The 18,533-nt window shown below is 52.1% G+C and carries 13 protein-coding genes and 2 pseudogenes; 6 read left to right on the top strand and 9 right to left on the bottom strand.

Features of this window, described 5'->3' with window-relative positions:
• Positions 1-189: 189 nt before the first annotated feature.
• Together LIX15_RS28570 and LIX15_RS28565 are read left to right on the top strand one after the other, a co-directional pair.
• Positions 190-1,305 carry an ABC transporter ATP-binding protein gene (locus LIX15_RS28570; RefSeq protein ID WP_227778193.1) on the top strand — a complete coding sequence of 372 codons (1,116 nt, stop codon included), beginning with the start codon at positions 190-192 and terminating at the stop codon, positions 1,303-1,305.
• Positions 1,306-1,595: 290 nt separating this feature from the next.
• Positions 1,596-2,324 carry an IclR family transcriptional regulator gene (locus LIX15_RS28565; RefSeq protein WP_227778192.1) on the top strand — a complete coding sequence of 243 codons (729 nt, stop codon included), beginning with the start codon at positions 1,596-1,598 and terminating at the stop codon, positions 2,322-2,324.
• A 540-nt stretch (positions 2,325-2,864) separates the two neighbouring features.
• Here LIX15_RS28565 and LIX15_RS28560 read toward each other — a convergent pair.
• The 3 genes from LIX15_RS28560 to LIX15_RS28550 all read right to left on the bottom strand — a co-directional run bounded on the left by LIX15_RS28560 (position 2,865) and on the right by LIX15_RS28550 (position 5,236).
• Positions 2,865-3,299 (bottom strand): TRAM domain-containing protein, encoded by a 435-nt coding sequence (locus tag LIX15_RS28560; protein ID WP_227778191.1) that lies wholly within the window; start codon positions 3,297-3,299, stop codon positions 2,865-2,867.
• Between the two features lie 166 nt (positions 3,300-3,465).
• Positions 3,466-4,485, bottom strand: coding sequence for a S66 family peptidase (locus LIX15_RS28555; protein WP_227778190.1), 1,020 nt, complete (start codon positions 4,483-4,485; stop codon positions 3,466-3,468).
• Positions 4,486-4,609: 124 nt separating this feature from the next.
• Positions 4,610-5,236, bottom strand: a complete 627-nt coding sequence (locus LIX15_RS28550) for a class I SAM-dependent methyltransferase (protein WP_227778189.1) — start codon at positions 5,234-5,236, stop codon at positions 4,610-4,612.
• A 751-nt stretch (positions 5,237-5,987) separates the two neighbouring features.
• Between LIX15_RS28550 and LIX15_RS28545 the strand changes: the two genes are divergently transcribed.
• From LIX15_RS28545 to LIX15_RS28535, 4 genes and pseudogenes are all read left to right on the top strand, one after another.
• Positions 5,988-6,863, top strand: coding sequence for a ParA family protein (locus LIX15_RS28545; RefSeq protein WP_227778188.1), 876 nt, complete (start codon positions 5,988-5,990; stop codon positions 6,861-6,863).
• Positions 6,860-7,267, top strand: coding sequence for a DUF7970 domain-containing protein (locus tag LIX15_RS28540; RefSeq protein WP_227778187.1), 408 nt, complete (start codon positions 6,860-6,862; stop codon positions 7,265-7,267). Before LIX15_RS28545 ends, LIX15_RS28540 begins: the two co-directional genes overlap by 4 nt.
• Before the next feature lie 1,383 nt (positions 7,268-8,650).
• Entirely contained in the window at positions 8,651-8,773 is a 123-nt protein-coding gene (locus LIX15_RS33055) for a hypothetical protein (protein ID WP_265338460.1), read from the top strand.
• A 23-nt stretch (positions 8,774-8,796) separates the two neighbouring features.
• A pseudogene (locus LIX15_RS28535) lies at positions 8,797-9,822 on the top strand (RNA-guided endonuclease InsQ/TnpB family protein).
• A 696-nt stretch (positions 9,823-10,518) separates the two neighbouring features.
• On the opposite strand, the gene LIX15_RS28530 reads toward LIX15_RS28535, so the two are convergent.
• The 6 genes and pseudogenes from LIX15_RS28530 to LIX15_RS28500 all read right to left on the bottom strand — a co-directional run bounded on the left by LIX15_RS28530 (position 10,519) and on the right by LIX15_RS28500 (position 18,503).
• A complete protein-coding gene (locus tag LIX15_RS28530) occupies positions 10,519-11,913 on the bottom strand; it encodes an orc1/cdc6 family replication initiation protein (RefSeq protein WP_227778186.1) in 1,395 nt (464 codons plus the stop codon).
• A gap of 506 nt (positions 11,914-12,419) precedes the next feature.
• Positions 12,420-13,346, bottom strand: a complete 927-nt coding sequence (locus LIX15_RS28525) for a DMT family transporter (protein WP_227778185.1) — start codon at positions 13,344-13,346, stop codon at positions 12,420-12,422.
• A 166-nt stretch (positions 13,347-13,512) separates the two neighbouring features.
• Entirely contained in the window at positions 13,513-15,321 is a 1,809-nt protein-coding gene (locus LIX15_RS28520) for a formate/nitrite transporter family protein (RefSeq protein ID WP_227778184.1), read from the bottom strand.
• Positions 15,322-15,836: 515 nt separating this feature from the next.
• Positions 15,837-16,353 (bottom strand): annotated as a pseudogene (locus LIX15_RS28510) (archaea-specific SMC-related protein); the annotation flags it as partial.
• 222 nt (positions 16,354-16,575) lie between these two features.
• Positions 16,576-17,169 (bottom strand): rod-determining factor RdfA, encoded by a 594-nt coding sequence (gene rdfA / locus LIX15_RS28505; protein ID WP_227778183.1) that lies wholly within the window; start codon positions 17,167-17,169, stop codon positions 16,576-16,578.
• Between the two features lie 395 nt (positions 17,170-17,564).
• Positions 17,565-18,503: a nucleoside hydrolase gene (locus tag LIX15_RS28500; RefSeq protein WP_227778182.1), complete on the bottom strand. Its 939-nt coding sequence runs from the start codon at positions 18,501-18,503 to the stop codon at positions 17,565-17,567.
• Positions 18,504-18,533 lie beyond the last annotated feature (30 nt).

Below are 18,533 nucleotides of genomic sequence, written 5' to 3'. Positions count from 1 at the left end.
TAACGATTCATGGACAAGAACGATTTATCGCAGATGTTCAGTACAAATATCACTGCAAACGCCCTATCTCGTACAAATTACGCCTTCTTCGATAGATTATTTCCATTTTAATAAGAGTTGATTCGTACTGGTTATTGGAAAATAGCACACATATTTATATGCAACGGTCATCACATGACATACACTCCCATGAGTACCGTGAGCTTCACTGACGTACGGAAAGAGTACGACGGTTCTATCGTAGCCGTAGACGGGGTTAGTTTGGATATCGAGGATGGCGAGTTTGTTTCCATCGTCGGGCCATCGGGATCCGGTAAATCGACGCTGCTTCGGATGCTCGCCGGATTGGAAGGCGTCTCCGACGGAGAGATTTCGATCAGAGAGCGAGTTGTAAATGACGTCCCGCCTCAAGAACGGGGGATTGCGATGGTGTTTCAGAACTACGCACTCTATCCCCACATGAGCGTTCGGAAGAACATGTCGTACGGGTTGAAACTGACGAGCGACCTCGCCGATGACGAAATCGACCGTCGTGTCGAAGAGGCCGCCGAGATGATGGGCATCGAGGAGCTCCTCGACAAACGTCCAGGAAACCTATCCGGCGGTCAGCAACAACGCGTCGCAACCGGCCGCGCTATCGTCCGAGACCCGGAAGCATTCCTGATGGACGAGCCGCTGTCGAACCTCGACGCAAAGCTGAAAATCCACATGCGCACGGAACTCCAACGGATTCAGGAGGAACTGAACACGACGACGATATACGTCACGCACGACCAGGAGGAAGCGATGACGATGTCCGACCGCATCGTCGTGCTCGCCGACGGGAAACTCCAGCAAGTCGGCACGCCTGACGAGGTGTACCATCAGCCGACAAATCAATTCGTTGCTGACTTCATCGGGAGTCCGTCGATGAACTTTTTCGGCGTTGAACTCCGCGACGGCGCCCTCGTCGGAGCGGAATTCACATATCCCCTCTCCGAGACGTTCGTTCAAAATCTCGAAGCCGTCGACGGCGATACGCTCACCCTTGGAGTTCGCCCCGAGTACATCATGCTCGACGAAGAAGGGAGCAACAACAGCATCCGCGCAACCGTCGACGTAGTCGAACCAGTCGGCAGCGACAACTACATCTATCTCCACATCGGCGAGGACGAGTGCATTCTCCGCACTCAAAGCGGCGTTCGTCCGTCCGCAGGTTCCGTCGTGAATATTTCCTTTGACGAATCCAGCCTTCACCTCTTCGACGCGAAGACCAACGAGAGCGTGTTCGAGCGTCGAGCCGAGTACCTCCCCGCTTCCGATTAACGACCGACACTGACGTCTTCTTCCCTGTTTTCGACTTCCTACCGGTGTCGGGTTGTCCAACCCGCCGCGCTTTCTGTTTCCCAAATAAAAACAACGTTCGAATTCAACCACGATTTTTGTGAGCGCCACACGGAAATCGACGACCATCTCCGCCCGTACCGCACGATAGTACCGTTTCGAACACGCCGAGTCATCACGAACAGGGTGTGTAATTCGAAGCGGCCGCCTTATGGAGCGCGTTTCCTGATTGGAAAAGGCTATGTGGACCCTTCGAGAACGTTGTAGAAATCATGGACGCAGAAGAGGAGTATCCGATTCGAACGACGGCCAAGGCATTCCAGGTGATAGAAGGGTTGATGGAACTTCGCGTGGCGGGTGTTACCGAACTAGCGGCACACTTACACCTCTCGAAAAGTTCCGTTTACAAACATCTCGATACGCTTCGTCGTCTCGGGTACGTCGTTAAAAAGGACGACGTGTATCAATTGGGATTCCGGTTTTTCGAATTGGGAAACGGCTTGCGAGAGAGGAACGAACTCTACAGAACCGCGAAGTCGTATATGAACAACCTCGCTATGACGACCGGTGAGACGGTGTCGTTGGCGGTCGAAGAATCAGATGAAGTCGTGTACATTTACTCCATACGCTCCGGAACGACCGACGACGGCAAGCAAGGCACCCGTGCTCCCCTCGCCGCCGATGTCGCAGGCAAGGCAATTCTCGCCTATAAGCCGACAGCAGAACGGGAGACGCTCGTATCGAGCGCCGATTGGATGGACGAGTCGCTCCTCGCCGAACTTCGAACGATTCGCGACCACCGTCTGGCCATCGAACGAGGCACCACGGAGGACGGCCAAAACTGCGTTGCGGTGCCGATTCGAGACACACACGATTACCCGCTCGGGGCGCTCACCGTATGTGGTTCTACGGCGAGTCTCTCCGGGAAACGCTTGGAGGAGGACATCACCGGGCTTGTGGTCAGTGCGGCAAAGAGCATCGAAGTGGCGCTAGCCTCCTGATATTCAGTGAGCCGAACCCGTTTCCGCATGGGAAACGGATTCCTCTCGCGCTATTTTTGGTAGAACCAACAGATTCGGAGCGAAATTAATCACTCTTTTTTGTCCGTGAATTGCTCGATTTCGATCATTTACTTCGACAGGGCGCATGATGAGAGCTCGGATTTTACGCCATGTTTCCATTACAATCCTAATATTGTAATGTATTGAAAATCGTACCGTCGCAATAGACAACGGTTTTGGCGTTACAACGCATAACGGGACGTGTCGAGTAGAGGCTATGCTCGTTGTTCATACCGAGTTCAGATGTCGCGTTCCGTAGTTACAGACAACGCATCCAACCTGGACATCTTTCGCCCTTCTGCCAATGGTTCACAAATGATTACTCATGTATCCGCGGCGGTTAGGACCATCATTCAAATATACTAACTAGAAGGAACATAACGATTCTCGGGGATGTGAGCGTAGGAACTGAATTTCTCGCATTTCACCGAATTGTAATTAGGTGAGCAATTTCGCCGATTTCGACGACCTGATCGTCGGCTATTCGTAGTACGGTTTTCGTTCGATGACCTCGGCGAAGGCGACGTTCGCCGTTACGTCGGTGATTTCGATGGTAACGCGGTCGCGTTTTTCCGTGTCGGGGACGATGATCACGTAGCCACGATCGACACGGGCAACTCCATCGCCTTGATCCCCGATACCCTCGATTTCGACTGTTCGTTGCTCTCCGACAGCAACCGGCGCTTCCGGATGTGCCTGCCGTCTGTCTGGCGCTGAATCATCGGGCGTTGCTGCCGTTTCTTGCTCCGGTGGGTTCGGTGCTGATGTGCGGTTAAGAATCGCTACTCGATAGGTGGTGCCCCGTCGGACGTCCCCTTCCGAAACTTCCCGTTTCGGAATCCGAAGGGTGTATTCTCCGTCTTCCTCTTCGATTTGGGCACTAAAAACACAACGTAGCTCATCAGGTATCTTCATCTGTCCACTTTATCGTCCCGAGAATATAAGAATCTGTGCTTGTAATCGTTCGCATGGTTGTACTATTCCGTCATATGACATGACAATCAGGTCATGGAATCTGTCGTTCCAGCAGATATGAATTCGAACGGACGCGACAGGAGCGTTTATCCATCGAACTGCAAAATTATTCGAAGACGATCGTTCGCGCTCCAGTGTCGATCGTCACCTCTGCCCCGAGCGGTAGAGGTAGTACCGGTGCTGTGTGACCGAAATCGAGGTCGAAAACGAGCGGACAATTTTCAGCGTACTCATCACAAACGCGCTCGATGGTTCGGCGTTGCTCCAGCCGGTAGGCGTTTCGTTTCGTCACCGTTCCCTTCGGTGTTTCTGGGCGACCAACCAGTATCCCCCCAAGGTCAGCGAGGTCGCCGCGCTCGCCTAGGACGGTGAAGAATCGTTCGACTTCCGCGTGTGTCGGCGTTTCACCGGATGTTTCGACTGCGAGGACGTCGCCCGGTTCGATCATGTGCGAAAATAAGCCGCCGGACAGCATGAGTTGTGATTCGAGCATCTCAAAACACCCGCCCAAAACCGTCCCAGTCACGGTTTTGCCGGTCGCATTGTGCCAGTACCACCCATCTGCGGGGAACCAGTCGCGCGGTACGTCGGTTTTGGGGTCGTCGTATTCGTCAGTCCACTCTGCGGCGGATTGGCAGCCTCCGAACGGAGTCTGAAACATCGCACGCTCGATGTTCCGATAGGTAAAAGGATGCATTTCGGAATCTACCGCAAGGTCGGGAAATAGCTGCCCACCGTAGAACGAAACCCAGCCGAGCCGATTCAGTAAGAGGTGGAGGTGCGTATTGTCACTCGACCCGAAAAATCGCGTCGGATTGTCACGCAGAATCGATTCGTCGATATCCTCGATGATTTGCATCGCACGATTACCACCCATGGCCGCAACAATTCCATCGATATTGTCGTCAGCGAACGCGCGATTGACGTCCGCAGCGCGTGCTTCCGGATGGGAGCGCAACCAATCGGTTTCCCGGGTTGCCGTTTCGAACAGTTCCACATTGAGAGCGTACGATTCGAGGCGACTGATTCCACGGTCGAACATGTCTCGTGGTGGAGCATGTGAAGGAGCGATCACCGCCACAGTTGCTCCCGGATGAAGCGCCGGGGGATACGTACAGGGTTGCATTATTTACGGGTATTTTCGATGAATCCCCTTCGTAGAGCTGTTTGCATTATCAGCGATATTAAGCCCTTCGCCAATTGTGGGCGAATGACGCCGATAAATCGATCGCAATTGTGCGCTAGATTTCTCATTTATTGTCGCGTCGAGCGACGGCGAGCCACGCTTCGACGCTTTCGTCGTCCGAAGGATCGATTCCCTCCTGGTCAGCGTTGATCTCGAAACGAGCGGATTCGACCGTCTCCACCGTCCAACCGTCGGTGAACGCCGTTCTAAGTTCTTGTTCGCTGATTCGCCGCGGCCCCCAGTCGCCTGGTTCCCGGTCGCTAAAGCAGAGAACGATGGTGTGACCGTCCGGCGCCGTGACGGCGTCCAACGACGCGATATATTTTCGCCGATTCTTATCATCGAAGATGTGAAACAAGCCACAGTCCAGGACAACGCTGAATCGCTCGTCGAGGTCATCGAGCGATAACGCGTCTTGGATTTGAAAGCACACTTCCCCTGTTACATCGAGGGTTCTGGCTTTCGCCCGGGCTTTTTCGATTGCCCGAGGAGACGCGTCGATTCCGAGAACCGAAAACCCACGGTCGGCGAGGAAGAGCGCGTTCTCACCTGTTCCACAACCGATGTCGAGAACTGAACCCTCAAACGATCGCGACTCGAATACCGAGCGAACGGCCGACTGAGGCCGACCGATATCCCACGGTGGCGTTTCGGCGTACGCTTCGTCGAATCCATCCTCAGGGGAACTCATCGCTCAAACCAACGGACGGGACATTTATAATCTTCTGGGCCACCTGACCAGTTAATGTTATTTTGTTAATTACGTATGTAGCATATCGTTAGACAGACACACTTGAGTTTCCTTGATTCCCGAACTATATATAAATAATATTCAATAATTTATTCATTTGATAGAATTAGTCATTATAGAATAATACAATATAATGTGGTAGAAATTAACCCCGAATGGCGCGTTTTTACGGGAAGTACAATCAGCGTTGGGAGTAATAATTATGTTGCCTGAAAATATATAGGAATCGAACGCGACCGAAATTGGATTCTGCGACATGCGTTACAAGTCTTCCCGCGTTCATCGTTTCCTCGAAAGCGACCATTCGACTAGGTTGTTCGGTCGCGACAACTATGTATTCAAGATTGATATTCAGTAATGAACACAATGATGTTCACTAGTTACATCTAACAGTGAATAGAAGGTCCGTCTGCCATTTATCGTAGCCACAGTTTTCAGCAATGAGTTCAAATAACAGTTTCAACTGCTATATTCGGTGTTTGTATCCATATATTTATCCACTCGTTACTCATGCCAATAACATCTAATATCCCATTCGTCAAATGAGTTAATCAACAATATTCATTGAGTGTGTTCATTAGATACATTCATTAACAACACACACACAGTGCACTCATCATATCAAAAAATAAATGCCAGTCATGAATTCGTCTGACGAACTTTCAAGATGGATGGCTCTCATGAAGAGAATATGTTAGCGTACTCAACGTACAGTGAAGCCGGTGGGGTAGGGAAAACCACAACCGCGGCGAACCTTGCCGTGGCGCACGCTCGTGCGGGTCTCAAACCACTCGTAGTTCCGCTTGACCCACAAGATGGGGATCTGTCGCGTCTCTTTGATATCGATGATCAACGAACAGAAGCAGTAGACAACATCGTCCGACACATGATTCGCCGTCCAAAAGGCAACTTCGACGATCTCATCCGAACGGTCGATGCCGTGGACATCATTCCCGAACACAATATGCTATCCGACCTCGCTGAGTATCTCCAACGTGAGAAAGACCAAGCAGAGGCAATGGGAGAAGCGTTCGGAATGCACGCGCAACTGCTTCGCGTGCTCCGCGAGGCGGGCGTCCCTGACGAATATGATGTTCTCATCTGTGATCCACCAGCGACCGAAGGGCCACACCTCTACAACGCAATTCATGCAACACGGTCGTTAGTTATTCCCGTCGAACCCACCGCGAAGGGCCGGGCAGCTGTCGAAGGGTTAGAATCGCTCGTAACCGGTCTCGAAAACCAGCTAGATGTCAAAGTAGGCGTTCTGGGAGCTCTCCCGATTGGATTCAAAGACACGCGCGACCAGCGGAAGATCCTCGACGGTATTACGTACCCAGTTCCGGAAATCATCGGGGAGCGAGCATCACTGATGGAAGGTTGTTGGATGCAACAATGCTCGGCGTTCACGTACGTCCGCGAACATCGCAACCGCTATCGCGATTACGAACTCGAAACGTTAGCTCAGTTCGACAAGATTGCACGCCATCTCGAGAACGAAGTCGGTATCGAAGCTCCGAATCCCCCGAAGCCAGGCGACCTCGACCACGAGGTGATCACCGTATGACGGGAATGAAAGAGGGAGCGGGCGAAGATCCTTTCGCTGAGGACACCGCCTCGACGGGGACAACAGATCGCCCGGACAATATCGAAACGGCATCGTCTACAGACTCCCACGCCGAGACGGCTGAAACAGTCGATTCGCAACGAACAGCGCGGCAACAGTCCATACAAATTCCGTACAAATTCCGCCGTGGCGGTGTCCAAGACGGTCGCGACCGCGTACCGCTGTTCCTTCAAAAGGATACCAAGAGCGCCGAACGTGATGCACTTCGGGAACTCGAAGAGCGGTTTGATGACGACGTTTCCCTGACCGACCTCCGAGAGGCACTCATGAAGGTCGGACTGCAACACCTAGATGAAGCTGAAATACATCTAGAGGAGTGGGGGTACGGGATGACGTTCGAGTGAACACCCTACGCGCTTCGCGCGTTGAGGGTAGAGCTTCCTGCATCTACGACTTGCTTTGTAGAAACCAAAGTGGTTCCCGTCGGGAGCGCAGTCTCCAAGCGTTTATTCGAAGCGTTCCACGGTCAGAGTAAAGAGAACAACCAGGCAAACAGAATCATCAAACTAACCCCCTCCCCCCGTTATCGAAGTGTAAACTCATAAGTGACGAAACCATGGAAACGCGAGGGAGGTGGTAACTAAGACGTATCGATGAAATGTGAACCGCTAACGCTGGAATTCGTCATATTTACTATCGACTTATTATGACCGAAATCTATAAATGAATGGTTGTCAAATAGTATCCGTAAACCAGTCTTAGATTCGTCAGAAAGAAGTTGTGGAGAAGATATAGAAGCGTCCCGCAACCACGAACTCTCGGAGACTGAGTTACACTTCGATAACGGGGTGGGGGAGAATGGCTCAACGTTGTTTTTTCAACCTCCGTCGTCAACCTAAGTTGAACCTTTAACCGGAGTATCCCATCATCTACCGGGGGAAACGTGGACGAGACGTTGTGGACATGTTCAATGGTAAGCGAGATCAAATAAATGTTAAATTACTCTCATCTTTCACTCGTGTCGTGAACGAACTCAGCCGAGAGTACCAGCTTGCTATCGTGACGAACGGGACACCGGATCTCTAGCAAAATCAACGCAGTGAACCTCGAACGTTGTGCTGATACAACCGTTATTGCAGGTCACGATGTACCGCCGAAACCCGATCCAGAACTGTTTGTACGAGTGACTCAGTCGCTCAATACGACAACCGCAACTACAGTGCACGTCAGTGATTCACTGGAAACGGATATTGTTGGGCATCTGCTGCCGGACTCGACTCCGTCTGAATTTCTGATAGTGATGACATCGAGGATATATTCTACCGTATCAACTCGAGTCTATTGGTGATATTCTGTTTCTTTCCTGGATAGAAGGGCCGCTATCCAGTACCGAGTAAATCGCTCGGATGTCTCTAATGCTCAGAATGTCTGGTCAAGGTTGTGAGCGAAACAGAACAAGACTATGTGCTGGGGAGGGTGTAGCTCGGTTTTAAAATTTTCGAGGAGCATCGTGCGACAGCTTGCCGAAATGCTTGTTCGACAAATCGGAGCAACCGTACTTTAGGAGGGCATCCATCCAGCCACATTACTTTTGAATATATACTCTTTTGAGGTTCTTAACTGTTTTTAGGCGCTAAGGCCCCTTCCTCAAGGAGCAACGCAGCGAAACGAGTAGCGCAGTAGGGAGGGGATACAGCGCCATCCTTGTCTTTCACACTGTACAACGGCAATCCCATAGCCCCACGCCAACCACAATACTTAATTCCACACTTTGTGTAGATTGTGGTGTGGCAACGCGCAAGAACATCTCTATCCGCGACGACCAAGCCGAATGGATTCAAGAGAATCACTTGAGTCTCTCCGCATTCGTTCAAGAGAAACTTGACGAACTTATCGAAGAACGCTCGTAGATGACTACAACTACAGATATCGACTGAACCCAACCGCCGACCTCAAAGAGCGGTTAGCATGGACGGTTGATACCTGTAGACAGGTCTACAACCACTTTCTCCACCGACTCAACCGGAACGACGGTACTTCAGCGTACTCCGAGCAGAAACTCCTACCGAGTCTCAAGAAGTGTTGGCACGACTTGGAAGACGTTAACTCAAAAGTGCTTCAAAAGGTCGTTCAGCGGTTGTACGATAACCTCTCAGCGCTCCGTGGTCGTAAAGACAACGGCTACCGTATTGAGACGCTCAAGTGGAAGGCACCGGGCGAATACCGAAATTTCACCTACAGTCAATCTGGCTTCAAGCTCAAGAACACGAGCGGTCAGACGCGACTGTGGCTTTCGAAACTTGGTGAGATTCCTCTCACCTTCCACCGCGAATTGCCCGACGAAGCGGATATCAAGACCGTCTCGATTAAGCAAGAACCGACCGGGAAGTGGTACGCTATCCTCGGCGTTGAAACGCCCGAGGAAGCCCCCCGAAACCGGAGAATCCCGAGAAGTGCGTCGGTATAGACGTGGGGATTCTCAAGTACGCCCACGACACCAACGGCACGGCGGTCGAATCGCTTGATTTGTCTGATGAACGCGAACGGCTTGAACGCGCACAGCGCACACTTTCGCGGTAGGAACACGGTTCGAACAACTGGGAGAAACAGCGAACAGTCTTTGCTCGCCGTCATGCCGAGTTGAAGCAGAAACGCCGGGACTTCTTGCACATACGTTCCAGTAAACCCACGAGGAACCACGAAAGAGTGTGCATCCTGTGGCGTTTCGATGGATAAACCGTTGTGGGTGCGCGAACACTCGTGCCAGGCATGTGGGTTTGAGGCGGTTAGAGACGCGAATGCGGCGTACAACATCCTTTCTCGCGGTATCACGAAGCGGTTAGGAGCGGGATGCTCCGAATTAACGCCTGTGGAGACTGCGCTCCCTACGGACACCGTTGTGTCTGCAAAGCGCGTTATTGAATCAGGAAGCCCTGTCCTCAACGCGCGAAGCGCGTAGGGCGGGGTAGTTCACATCTCAGTGCATTTCTATACATCTACGCTAATTCGGAATGTAGTGGTCGTCAGGTTGACCATCGTTTCGAAGATGCGATAGCCAAGAGGCGATAGATTAGCCGTTGATCTCTCGGTTTCTTGGCATCTCAAGCCCCATCGCCGAAGTGTAACGACAGCGGCTGTGACCCCATTATCGAAGTGTAACTAACACTTCGTCGAGGCAGAACGGCTACCCGCCTTCAGAAACATTATCATTGACCCCGGCATCGAAGTGTAACAGAGAGGGAAAACCGGCAGAGTGCGTGGACTTTTTACCCCACAACTACCCCGTTGTCGAAGTGTAATATCCGGATTGTGCTGTAGTCGTGATACATTGTGTTTATACTTTTAGCAGTTGTCATAGTAATGTACAGAAACGTCCGAACGCTTACCCCGTCATCGATGTGTAACCTTAATTTACGGGGTTAATAGCGCATAACAATCTTGATTAACACTGTTGACGTGGCTCTGGTAAAGTGTACGAAAAACAATGACGGCACTGTATCCCCTCCCTACTCACTCGCTTCGCTCGTTCCTTGAGGAAGGGGCCTTAGCGCCTGCATTTCAGGTAAAGACGGCGAAAATGTTCTGTACTCGCTAGCAAAAAACACAGGTTGTTTCACTTCGATACAGGGGTTGACAATCTCTCTCCGTTCGGTGATTAAGAGCTTTGGAACTTCTGCATTCTCGCTTGTGCAATGGTCTTGAGATGTTCCGTCTCGTCGGCGATCGCCGTGAGTCGGGAGTCTTCCGCGAGCAAATCAAGAATCGGACGAGGATTATCCGAGAAAGAAAACTCCATATGCATCCCCTGACCGCGACCGCGGCTTTTCCGTTCGGCGTCCACGATTCCGTACGTGTTGAGCTCTTTGACGTATTTAATGTACGTTTCACGCGTCATCTGGTCAGCGTCCAGCAGTTCCGTGATCCACTTGTAAACTTGGTAACCAACGGGACTTGGAACGGACGCGGTGGTGTGGGTTGTATGTACTGCGACTGCCGCTGTTGCGTAAAGCGATATTTTCTTTTGTGTCGATAATCCTTCTATTTGGGTCAGCATCCGATCTTTATCGACTTCGTCCTGCGAGTCACGGACGTGGGATTCCGTAACGATATCGTCGTTTTGCCGGTCGGCGAGATCGCCAGCTTTTCGGAAGAGATCGATCCCTTTGCGGGCATCACCGTGGCTCTGTGCCGCGAATGCTGCAACTAATGGAATAACGTCATCACTGAGGGCACCGTTTCGGAAGGCGTCGCGACGGTGCTCGAGGATTTCTCGGAGTTGATTCGCATCGTAGTCGGAGAACGGAATATCTTCGGGGTTGAACGAACTTTCCGAGCGCCCGTCAACGTTCTCCATAAATTTAGGATCGTTCGTCAGGGCGGCGACGGACACGGTTCCGTGAATGGTGTCTGTTTTCCCGGCCCGCGATAGCTGGTAGAGGAGCTTCGAGTACGCGGGTTCGTCTTCGCGACCGACCAGGAGGTCGATTTCGTCGAGGATGAATATGACCGAGTCGTAGTATGTGTTGATAAGGTCGTAGAGTCGTTCGTACTTTTGCTCGGTGGATACACCGGTTGCCGGGACACCGGCATCGACGCCGACGTCTTTTGCCACCGTTTCGACGAGTTTGTAAACCGCACGATCGAGTGTTGTAATCGGTTGACAATTGAGGCTAACGACTCCGAAGTTGATGTCCTGTGACTCGCAGAGTTCGACAATTTGTCCGCAGACGGCATTGACGATCAGAGATTTCCCGGTACCGGATGGACCGTAAAGGAGCATATTAGGTGGCCGCTCATCACGGAGAGCCGGTTTGAGATAGGCGACGACCGCTTGAAGTTGGTCGTCTCGACCAACGATTCGCTCTTCGTCGATGATGGTATCTGGCTCGACGAGGTTACGGTTCACGAAGACCGATTTACCGGAATCTTCCTCGAGGAGTTCGCGAATCGTCTTTTGATTAGAGTTGTCGTCTACCGGGGGGTCTACGGCGGTGTCGTCTGGGTCATCTGAATGAGCACTATCAGATGTCCCTGTGTCATTCCCTGGCATATACAAAACCAACGGTACTGTGAATAAAAAACTACCCATATCGAAGTCTATCTACACGAATATTCGGATTTGATAATCTCTACTGGTTGCATAATCGATGTTGATACGAACCACAACCGAAGTCTAAGAATGACGAACTTGTCTCACCCGTATGTTAGGCACATCTGTCTCATTCGTGTGTTAGACAAATTTCTGGCTGTGCTAATCTAACGAGCTCACAGTAACAGAAACCTTCGAGCGGTGCTCTCGCCCGTCATCAGTCGTCATGCGTGGAGCCAAGCTTTCGGATGGTTTTTACGGAGATGGTCGTGATACCACTTTACCGCTTTTGGGTACGTCGAGCTAATCATTTTCGAACCGCAGTGGCAGCAACAGGCTACAGGCATGCGATAGCGTGGAAGGTAGGGATGATAAACATTCGCTTCTCGGCAAGAAGCAAGTCGCGAATGCAGTTGCTGTCATCCGATTCAAGAAACGATAGTGTTACCGCGGGAGTGGGCCACAGCCTACTGTTTCGCGTGTTCCTCGTGTTTCGTCGTTCCATCTACAATGTTGGCAATGCCTCGACGCTTAAGCAGAATAAAGCCGATAAAAACGACGACGAATCCGACGACCGTGAGTGGTGTGATTGTTTCCCCTAAGACTACGACTCCGACGATGGTCGCGACGATCGGTATCAGATACGCAACGAGTGATGTTTCGAGCGCGCCGCGAACGTCGAGGAGGGTAAAATAAATCAAAAAGGCGATGGCAGTAGCGAAGATTCCAAGATATGCAACTGCAGCGCTACTTCTAGTACCGGTCGGGAGTGAGAACGTCTCACCGATACTAGTGCTAACGACGTGGAGGAGCAGTCCACCAGTAAACATCGACCAGCCGGAGAGTGCGGCCTTATCGAGGGTTGGTTTGAATCGCTGAATGAGAACACCCCCGAGCGCCACACCTGTTACTTGGATGAAAATCAAAAGGCGGCCGGCGACATCGTTTCCGAGCAAGTTTGCCGGATTCGGGCGGATAATGAGGCCGACACCGATGAATCCTAAAACGATTCCGACTGTATCGGTCGCCGAGATACGTTCTTCCGGAAGGAGGCCAACCGCCCATAGCGATGTCATAATGGGAAGAAGACTCTGTAGGATGGCAGCCATTCCGCTGGAGACGGTCTGTTGACCGATAAAGAGGAACGCATTCGCGCCGACGAGAAAAACTCCTCCCGCGAGGACGGCACCGACGTTCGGTTTGTCGGTCGGACACCACGCGGTGTCGCTACGAAGCGCATACCCCAGTAGGAGGATCGCAGCAATGTCGTAACGGAATGCGGCGAAGAGTATCGGTTCGAGCGATTCGAGACCGACGGAGATTGCTAGGAATGAAAAGCCCCAGAGCGTCGCAAGAACTCCGAACAGTCCAATAGTGAGGAAACGACGGTTCACGAACGATCGAACGTTCGCCAGCTAATTATTGCCCTCGGTTTGTTTCTCGCTGGAACGACAGCTCCTCTCACATTCATCGAATTCCCTCATTCATCGACATCTAACATTCGAAAAATCCTCTCGTTTGAAAAATTCCAAATAGATACTAAAACGGAGGTTCGTGTCGCTAGTCACCGAAAAGCCGTTCAAAAAACGTCCGATTGTCCGGTCGCTCTGCGAGTAACACTGAACAATCGACCTCGTTGAGAATGTCGAAATGTAATGACTCGGTAACGAGTCGTGAGAGGAGTCCCTTTTCAGTCGCTCCGACGATTACCAACGAATGTTCCTTCGATTTGCGACTGATTGCATCACCAACGTTACCGGAATCGTCAACCACGAGTTCGGCACTGTCTAAATCGTTGTCTGCAGCCCACTCGGCAAGAAACTGTTCACCTGATTCATATTTACCGGGACTATCGACAACGTGCAACAGGGTAATCGTTGAATCGAGAGCTGATTTGAGGGCCCGTGCAACCTCGGCCCCCAGTTCCGAATCTGGTCCTCCCGCGGTTGGTAACAGGATTTTCGAAGCGTCCATTCCACGATCTCTGAGTACGAGAAAGTCGCAGGGAAGCCGGCTGGTGAGTTCGTCTATCGGCCGCTCTGCGCGAGCGTCTCCCCACGGCCGGTCGGTACCCCACCCCATCACGACGAGATCTGCGTGTTCGCGTTCAGTCGTATTGAACACCTCTTGAAACGAGCGGTGGGAAACGACCGTCGATGTCTCATACGACACGTTGTATGAATCTATGATTTCGCGGACGCTTTCCATGAGCTCGTTGGATTCTGTGACGATTCGTTCTCGCTGATTGTGGTCGTAGCTCATCGACGCACGAGGCGGCGTCTGTACGATGTGAACCGCGTGGATGACCGCGGACGGATGCTCGCTAGCGAGTACACACGCTAGATTCACGATTTCTGACTCGGTTCGAGGGTTCCCGATTGGAACCAGTATCCGGTATGAATCATCATCGGCGGCGACCGCCTCGCTGGTATCGATCATCGAAACGTATGAACGACCTACGAAAGTGCCAAACAGCCACTCTCGAACCGACAGTTGGCGGTCTGCCCCTTCGAACCGAGCCGATTCCAGGCGACGTTCGCTCGTTTGAAAGTAGTTGACGACCGTTACCAGTACGACCCCACCTACGGTGTTGCCGAGTAACACCGGGCCAACGAACTGCGTCATTCCGATGGTGAGACCAACGTCACCTGCGAGAACCAAATACACCAACTCGGTGAAGGAAACGACGACGTGAAAGAGATCGCCGAGTGGAATCGCGAGGAATGCCAAATAGATTACCACGAGTCGAGAAATCGTGTCACGGGAGGCGTATACCACCCAAACGACACCAGCGACGATGAGACCAGCAAAAACTGCCTTAAAAAACAGCGATGTCACTGGCGTTTCGATACCGTGTTCAGCGTGGCTCAAGGCCATCATTTTCGCTTCGGGAGAAAAGACGTTTCCCCACAAAAGGGCGGTCGCGCCGATGGCCCCTCCCGCGAAGTTGCCACAGAGTACGATGAGCCAGTGTCGTAACAACCCAGGAATGCTGACGAGCCGTTCCAGATTCAATGCAACAGGCGGGAGCGTATTTTCGGTGTACAGCTGGTAACCTCCGATAATGATATAAATGAACCCAAGTGGATACAAGATGACGCTTAAAAGCGGGTCGCCGTCCATCGTGGCCGACATCGATGAGTACAATAAGAATGTAATCGTAATCGCAAAGCCACCCGCGAGCGCGCTAAAAAACAGTTCACGGGAGCTCGAAGTGACCTCCTCATCGGCGGCAGCAATAATCCGCTGGAAGATTTCGTCCGAAGAAAACCGATCCCGGACGACTGCTCCGACGGCGGGGGCACCGCTTCGAGAGCTTTCAACAGCATCGCGAACAGTCTCCTGATCCTCCCGTCCCGAGTCTTCCATGTCTACCGTTACTGTTCGACAAGCTAAACGACTTACGTCATATTATCGTTTAAAAACATAAAATCAACTAATTTATATATTGATAAATATTTGGCATTATACGTTCTATTTCCCGACGTTACGGTTCAAATTGAGTGTGTCAGTACTCACCGTTCGTGAAAACGGCTGGTCACAACTTCCTATGTACGACGTGTCTCAACGTGCGATCGACTCCCGAGCGGCGATGAGTACGGATTCCACGAGAAGTTCACCTCGTTTGCCATGAAGAGGTACCGGTCGTCCGAATCAATCCGGCAATTTGCCGTCGTTCCCAACAAGAGTCCACTTCGGCCGATAACTCGATGAAAAGACGTTACACTTACCTGTTTCCGTAAATCGAGGATGACTTAGATTTCGGTCACGCACTCGTACTCGTCATCGAGTGCGGCGGCATCCTCGGGAAGCAGCGCAGCTACGAGGTAGCATACGTAGTCGCTGAAATACTCGACGAGCCTCGCGATACGGTTCGAATCGATCGCATCGAGCGTCGCTCGTTTCTCCTCGATTTCGTCCGCCAACTGATTTTGCTTCTCTTCGAGCGTCGGGAGCGTTTGAGCGAGCGACTCCAACTCCTCCAGTTTATCGTCGATACGGCGCTTTTCGTCCGTGAGCTGCTTTTTCCGCCTGAATCGCCTTGATATCGACGGGGCGCATAATGAGGTTGCGGAGGTCGTCCCCTCGCGCTACTGCGCGTCGCGCTTCGTTCGATTCGAGTAAGAACGAAAAGGGATCTGTGAGTTCCGGGTCGTCGAGATACGGGTCGCCGCTCGTCACAATTGCGCCGTTTCGTCGGGTGAGTGTCCGCGTGTAGGTTTCGTCACCAACCGTGAGTTCGACTGACCCCTCGTCGGCGTCGCCTTTGATCGAAGCTTGTTCACTGCCTAGAGCCGCCATAATTGCTTGAAGGAACGACGTTCTGTTAGTTGCGTTCCGACCAGTGAGAATGGTTACGCGCGGGGTGAAGCTGACGTCAGTTTGGTCAATCCCGCCGATGCTGTGTGCAGTGACCTCTACTTGGGGTTACCTCTGCTGCGTCGACTCCATTAACCGATTGTTAGGTGCGCGGTTATAATCAAATTTCTGTACTGTGTGCAACGACGATACTATCGTTCTAAAACGAGAGTAAACACACGTAAAATAATCAGTTTGATAAATATGTATGTACCTTTACACTTACAGGTAGGATATCTGTGGTGTGGGAGAAAGAGCTCCAGTTCAGCGCTCGCACTCACAACCGCCCGCCTCGAGAAGGTCGTCTACCGGGTACGATCGGCCACACGAGTTGCAGACGACTTGTACGTCAGTGAGGACGTCGAAGTCAGTAAGGACTATTCGTTCCGTGTTGCGAAGATTCTTGAGTGTCGTCTCGGTAACTGCAGCGGTTCGATTCTGAAGTCGTCGAATCGTATCGGCGGCCTTCTCAATGTGTGCCCCTTCGTCGTCTGTATTCGATTCGTGGCTCACGTCGCGATATTTAGTGAGATAGGTGTGGATGGCTTGATGGGACACGAAATCCTGTTTCAGGCGCTCCACGTCGATTCCCTCTCGCGCAAGGGAGTTTTCGGTCTCCGCTCGGATACCGCTACTGACTGTCGTATCGGTTAGCAGCCGATACGTATTCTCGACCTCGCCCGAAAGCAGCGATGCGTTCTCTCGTTCCAGCGCGGTACGTAACACCGTCTGGTTAAAGAAGTCGGCGAGTTCTCGAAGACTGTACTGCTCGTCGCCTTCGCCGATCCAGTAGGTTTCGAGTGTTTCTCCCATACTGTCCAACTGGTACTCGCTGATTACGCGTTCGACTTTACTCATCTTTGTTTTCGAACTTCTTTCGCCCATGATCTTTAGATTGGTATCCGATTCAGTGTAGAGAGTAGCACCCGACTACCCTGTTTCGGTTATAATACCAGAAGTATAACGGAGTTAAGGGTACCGGTTTTACTCGGGGAACGCGTCAAAGTAGTACTTAGTACTGTCCAACTGTCGCGTTCTCGTTTCCGCCAGTATTTTAACCGAACATTGATAATCTGCCTGTCTAATATTGTTTCTCTCTACTGACTAGTATATCTATTTGATAGTGGCATAGTTCACACAATTCAACTCGAAACACGATTCGGCCGGAGAATGAGCGAACGGTTCGACCTATAGTCGAAGTCGTCAGCAAGACGTATACGGTGACACTGACGAGCGACCGAATCCGGAGATTGCTACTCGACGAATGTTCGGAGGCTGTCGAGAACCGTGCGTTGGTACGCGTCTCCATCCACGTCGAGTGCCACCTCACAGTTCGGTGATTTCTCGTAGACGCCGTGTTCGTCGTAGATGGTCGCGCCGTTCGACGGCCCGCCCGTCGTATCGATTTCTACGTACGCCTTCTCGAAGTCGAGCGCGTCGTTGACAATGTCAGCTAGAACGACCGCATCACTCGCCAATCCGCCGTCGTGCCCGAACTTCGAGCGCACTTCTTCGATGCTGAACTCCAAAATGGCAGCTATCGTCGGGAGAGGGGCTGCTTCCTCGGCAAGCGCCAAAATATCTGCCGTATCCACATAGACGTGTTCCGTCACGTCGAGGCCGACGACTTTCGGACGAGCATCTTGAACGACGCGGGCTGCCGCAGCGGCGTCTACGTAGAAGTTAAACGACGCCTGCGGCGTCACGTTCCCCGTCGTCTTCAGCGCGCCACCCATCTGGTAGATGTCTCCAACCATATCGGAAAGAGATGGTTCTTTCGCGAGCGCCAACGCGATGTTGGTCTGCGGCCCGAGCGCCGCGATGGTGAGGTCGTCGCCGTGTTCGTGCGCCTGTTCGAGGATGAAATCGACCGCGTGCCGCTCTATCGGCTCGATTGATGGGTCGGAAAGACCCTCTCGAACCGCTTCGGGAAGTCCGTCCGGCCCGTGGACGTGTTCGGCCATCTCCAGTTCATCCGCGAGCGGACGGCCCGCGCCCTTTGCGACGGGAACGTCCGTTCTATCGACTAGTTCGAGTAGTGACAGCGTGTTTCGTGTCGCGTTGTCCACCGTCGTATTGCCTGCGACGGTTGTGATGCCGACGACGTCGACATCATCGGCGGCGAGTGCGATGAACAGCGCGATAGCGTCGTCGTTCCCCGGGTCTACGTCCAATAGCAGTTTTGTACTCATGTGTATCGTGTAATTGTGTGGTCGCGTGAC

The sequence above is a fragment of the Haladaptatus pallidirubidus genome (genome assembly GCF_020700235.1).
Classification (GTDB): Archaea; Halobacteriota; Halobacteria; order Halobacteriales; family Haladaptataceae; genus Haladaptatus; species Haladaptatus pallidirubidus.
Note: the sequence above shows the minus strand (reverse complement) of the source record. Positions and strands in the feature narration are given on the sequence as shown.